The organism is Chamaesiphon sp. OTE_75_metabat_556, from assembly GCF_031378165.1.
Taxonomy (GTDB): domain Bacteria; phylum Cyanobacteriota; class Cyanobacteriia; order Cyanobacteriales; family Chamaesiphonaceae; genus Chamaesiphon.
Map to the genome: position 1 here is coordinate 1 of NZ_JANNDR010000478.1, position 5521 is coordinate 5521.

At 51.1% G+C, this 5521-nt stretch carries 4 protein-coding genes; 3 read left to right on the plus strand and 1 reads right to left on the minus strand.

Features of this window, described 5'->3' with window-relative positions:
* Positions 1-271: 271 nt before the first annotated feature.
* The 3 genes from RMO27_RS19240 (at position 272) to RMO27_RS19250 (ending at position 3718) form a co-directional block, all read left to right on the plus strand.
* A complete protein-coding gene (locus RMO27_RS19240; protein WP_309735536.1) occupies positions 272-1723 on the plus strand; it encodes a glycoside hydrolase family 13 protein in 1452 nt (483 codons plus the stop codon).
* 166 nt (positions 1724-1889) lie between these two features.
* Complete coding sequence (locus tag RMO27_RS19245; protein ID WP_309735538.1) at positions 1890-2759, plus strand: DUF2382 domain-containing protein; 870 nt, start codon at positions 1890-1892, stop codon at positions 2757-2759.
* A 134-nt stretch (positions 2760-2893) separates the two neighbouring features.
* A complete protein-coding gene (locus tag RMO27_RS19250; RefSeq protein ID WP_309735540.1) occupies positions 2894-3718 on the plus strand; it encodes a CAAD domain-containing protein in 825 nt (274 codons plus the stop codon).
* 70 nt (positions 3719-3788) lie between these two features.
* Here RMO27_RS19250 and RMO27_RS19255 read toward each other — a convergent pair.
* The coding region (locus tag RMO27_RS19255) for a PAS domain S-box protein (protein ID WP_309735544.1) at positions 3789-5521 on the minus strand (1733 nt) is incomplete at its 5' end.

Here is a 5521-nt window from a genome sequence, read left to right on the forward strand (position 1 = left end):
ACTAACTTCAGTTGAGTGTGTTGGGTTTCATTCTTCAACCCAACCTACAGATCTTTACGCTTCCTACAAATCGAACCTTACGCAGGAGAGTTTGAGAGGCGGCGTCCCGCCTTTCAACGGGGGGACTGGGGGTCGGAACCCCCAGATCCGGGTTCTGCCCACACAAATAAGAATCGCAACCCACAAGTATCGTTGGCGAAGCCTCTGCTGTGCAGAATCGTTTGCCGCTCCGCTCAACACAAATAATTTAACCATCACCGATTCTTTAAACATGACAATTCAAACACCAGATTGGGTCAAACACGCCGTTTTTTATCAAATCTTCCCCGATCGATTTGCCATCGGCCAACAACCCCACCCCCATCTCCAACAACACCCCAACTGGGAAAACTGGAACACACCCCCAACCCTCCAAGGCTATAAAGGCGGCGACCTCTGGGGCGTCATCGAAAAACTCGATTACCTTCAGAACTTGGGGATTAACACCCTCTACTTCACCCCCATCTTTCAATCCACCTGCAACCACCGCTACCACACCCACGACTACTACCAAATCGACCCCATCATCGGCGGCAACCCCGCCTTTGACGCCCTCCTCACCGCCGCCCACCACCGCAACATCAAAATCGTCCTCGACGGCGTCTTCAACCACGCCAGTCGCGGCTTCTTCTTCTTCAACGACATCCTCGAAAACGGCTCCAACTCCCCCTGGATCGACTGGTTCACCATCTACGATTGGCCACTATCCGCCTACGACGGCTCCCTTCCTGCCAACTATAAAGGCTGGGCAGACAACCGCGCCCTCCCCGTCTTCAACCATGACAACCCCGACGTCCGCGAATACCTGATGCAGATCGCCGAACACTGGATTCGCCTCGGCATCGACGGTTGGCGACTCGATGTGCCATTTGAAATTACCACCGCAGGCTTCTGGCAAGAATTTCGAGATCGAGTCAAAGCCATTAACCCCGAAGCCTATATCGTCGGCGAGATCTGGGGCGATGCCCGCCACTGGCTCGACGGCACCCAATTCGATGGCGTGATGAATTACCTATTTACCGCCCCGACGATCGCCTTCACCGCAGGCGATCTCGTAGTCATGGATTTAGTCGAATCCCGCAGTTACGCCCCCTACCCAGCCCTCTTAGCCCCCGCCTACGCCCAAAAAATCCAAGCCTTACTCGACCTCTACCCTTGGGAAATTCAACTAACGCAGCTCAATCAATTAGCCAGTCACGATACCGCCAGACTGATATCGATCGCGCAGGGAGATCGCGCCAGTGTCGAGCTAGCGACTTTATTATTACTAACTTTTCCTGGTGCAGTCAGTATTTACTATGGGGATGAAGTCGGCTTAGTCGGCGCGCTCGATCCCGATGCCCGACGGGGATTTCCAGCAGAAGCAGACTGGGATCGGGAGCTATTGAATTATCACCGCGAACTAATCGCATTACGCCACGCCCATCGCGCTTTGCGAATCGGCACATATCGAGTGTTGTCTGCCGAAGGTAATGGTTATGCGTTTGTGCGGAGCTTGGATGATACTAAAATTATTGTGGCGGTAAATATCGGAATGGAGTCAGTCCAGATTAGTCTCGATCTAACCAGTCTGGGATTGCCGTCTCGTCCAGAACGCGTGGTATTTGGGGCGGCGAAAATTGACTACAATGGTCGGGAGCTGACGATCGATCTGCCACCTCGGAGCGGTTGTATTCTGATGTAAAATCGAAGTATAAATTAACTTTTGATTGAACTAAAACACTACCACTTTTAGCCTCTATCTAATGGTCTCAACTAGATCGGTAGATCGAAGGATAAATAAGCCAGAGCCTAACTGTAAGCTGTTATACATAAAGTATTCGAGACTTATAAGCATAGGATTAAATCAGATGGCTCTCCATAAAATTAAAGACTTCAACCCAGATTACAAAGAACATTTTGGCGATCGAGAAATTAAAGGTTTAGATGTCTATGCCGCAGATGAAAAAATCGGTTCGGTCGATGATGTTTTAGTCGATGACGAAGGCCGCTTTCGTTACTTGGTGATTAATACTGGTGCTTGGATTGTCGGTAAGAAAGTATTGTTACCGATCGGTCGCGCGCAGGTTGATGACAACGCCAAACGCGTTTACGCGACCAATCTCACCAAGGCTCAAGTCGAAGCCTTGCCAGAATTCACCAACGACCTGATCGTGGATTACGACCATGAAGAGCGGGTACGCGGCGTCTATCGCGATGGTTCGATGCCACTCCAGCAAGATGTCTCTTCAATTGGTGGTGCGCCAACAATGGGCACTGTCACCATGGATCGGGATACCTATACTTACGATCGCGAACCCGATTTGTATGGGATGAACGACCAAAACGGCTCGACTCTCAAACTCTACGAAGAACGGTTAGTTGCTGGTAAAACTCGTCAAAAAACTGGCGAAGCCGTCATCAGCAAGCATATCGAAACTGAGACAGCCACAGCTTCGGTAGCCGTTGAAAAAGAACGGGTCGTCATCGAACGGATGCCAGTTAGTGGTAGTACTGCAACTATGCCAACCACCGGTACAGATGCCTTCAAAGAAGGCGAAGTCGCACGGATGGATGTCTACGCAGAAGTTCCCGAATTTCACAAAGAAGCCTTCGTGCGGGAAGAAGTCAAAGTGAGCAAAGTCGTCGATACCGAAAATGCTACCGCTCAAGAGCAATTGCGCCGCGAAGAATTGGATGTAAATATCGACGGCCAACCGATAGTTGAGAAAAATATCTAGCTTCCCCAGCTAGCTTCCTCACTCGTGCGCGAGCTGGGAAGCTAGCGATCGCTGGCAATGCCCAAACATCCTTGCAGCCAGAGATATTGGCAATTTCAACTACTGCATCACCTTTGAATAAGTAACTAATCACCATGAGTATCGATCTGACTACCGAGCTGACGCGCATTGACGAGTACGACGAAACCCATCCCGACCATCCCAAAAACAAATCGGCGGAATCCCAGTCTGAGTATGATAATGCCTACGTCGAAACCGCCACAGTCGAGAATATGGAACCGATCGAGACGATCGTCGCTGTGGAAGTAGTCGCTGATGCCCCCGAGCGCGCAGATGATGCGATGAAATATGACGAGCGGTCTGCCGTCCAATCCCCAGGCGAAGCGGCAGCCAGTCTGCACAGCGGCGGCGATCCGGCTGAATCAGACAGCGGATCGGTACAGATGCTCGATCGTGAAGATGATGGGATGAAGTATGACGAGCGTTCTAGCGTGCCAGCCCCCAGCGAAGCGGCAGCAACACTCCACAGCACCGAAGCGATCTTGGCTGCGGAAACTCCCGATTCCGTGCCACCAATGTCGATGTCTGACACTGCGGCAACAGTTTCCGACGATAACAAATCGTTAATCGACTCCGCCCAAGACACTTGGCAATCGATCCAAACTGGTAATAGTGCCGAATATTTCGATCGAGCCAAGGCTTACGTTATCGATTTTTTCAATACCAATCGGCAATTAATTATCGCCTTGGGCGTAGTCTTCCTCGGCATTATCAGTCTCAAGCTGCTATTTGCAGGTTTGAATGCGATCGATGATATTCCCTTGGTATCGCCACTGCTAAAAATTATCGGCCTGTTCTATACAGTGCGTTTTGTGTGGCGGTATTTGATTCGCGAGCAGGATCGTCAAGAATTGCTCCAAGCGATCGATCGGACGAAGACGGAGATTTTTGGGAGCTAGAGTTAAACCTGTTGGTACTATTCGCTGGTAGATCCGCGACTTCTCGAAGAAGTCGGGGATCTACTAGTCGCTAACTGTCCGCCTTCAACCAGGTGAAGCAAAAACAAGCACCTTGAGGGCGATCTGTGGTCAACCAGATCCGACCGCCTTCGCCTTCGACAATTTTTTTAACCAAGGCTAGCCCAATGCCAGTATTCTCAGTCGAATTACTGGGTTTGAGCGTCTGAAAGATCTCAAAGATCCGCTCTCTGGCTTGGCCGTTGGGAATGCCGGGGCCATCATCAGCGATCGAGAATTGATAGCGATCGCCCAGATCCTCGGCAGCGATCTCGATCCGACCGTTGGCGCGGTGGTGATGTTTAATCGCATTACTGAGCAAATTGGCCAAGACTTGACTGAGTAATATTCGCTTGGCATTTAGCGTCGGTAGTGGGGAGACAACCTCGATCGCAAAATTGGGCGGTGGTGCCAGTGAATCGATCGTCTCCGCAATCAGTCGGGATACATCGACCTGTTCGATCGGTAATTCTTCGCGTCCTAGGCGGGAATAACGCAACAAGCCATCGACGAGGGCATTCATCCGGTGGACGCGTTGGCGTAAGAGTTCAAACTGCTGGCGATCGCCTTGATTAAGGCGATCGGTCAGATCTTCTTCAATCCAGTCGGCGAGATTGGCGATCGCCCGCAGGGGAGCTTTGAGATCGTGAGAAGCGATCCGCACGAAATTATCGAGTTCGTCGTTACGTTCTTTCAACTTTTGTTGAGTCAATAGTAACGAGCCATTGAGCTGTTGCAGCTCGGTGGTTTGTTGGTGATTGATGAATTCTAGCTGCTTGCGATGGGTGATATCTTGGACGGCAGAGAGAAAATAACTGGGCATCCCCAGTTGCCCATCGATCGCTTCGTCCCGCACCAGGGAGACGGTAAGACTGACCCAGACGTGATGTCCTCGCTTGTGAATGTACCGTTTTTCGAGGGTGTATTCCTGAATCTCATCAGCCAATAATCGATCGACTAAAGCCAGATCTTCAGCTAAATCGGCAGGTTCGGTAATATCGTGAAAAGTCAGTGCCAGCAGTTCGGTGTTGCTGTAACCAATAATTTCACAAAATTTGTGATTGACCCGCAATAACCGCCCATGGGGTGCGACGTGAGCAAAGCCGACGGGCGTGTACTCAAAGGTATGGCGAAATAGTTCTTCACTGGCTTGCAGCGCGACAGCAGCTTGCCGTCGCTCGGTAATATCGCGCGAAACGCCCAGGATTTGTTCGACCCGACCATCAGCATCGAGAATTGGGGTAACGACAACTTCCCACCACTTGGGCTTGCCAGTAGCCGTCGGACAAAACCCTTCAAATCTTCCTGTACCGCCAGCTCTAGCTGCGTCCAGAGCAGTTTCGATGTTGGCGGTTTCGTGATCTTGCCATAGTGATTGCCAAGGCTGGTTGGCGATCGTGCTAAAGTCATCGATTTCCAACATCGAGAGTCCGCCGTGATTCATATATAGCAGCCGACCGACCAGATCGAAGACCTTGATGCAATCATTATTGCTGGCTAAGATCCGCTGCTGGAATTCCTCACTGCGGCGGAGGGCTTCTTCATCGCGTTTGCGATCGGTAATATCGCGAACTAAGCCTGCTAAATAGGTTTTGCCTGCCTCATCGGTGCCGATTTCACCGATGCCATCGACCCAGCGGATACTACCATCCCGACAGATGACCCGATATTCACAGCGATGTTGTGGCAATCTCCCCGCGATTGTCTCTTGGGCGATGCTTTCCACGCGGTGGAGATCGTCGGGAT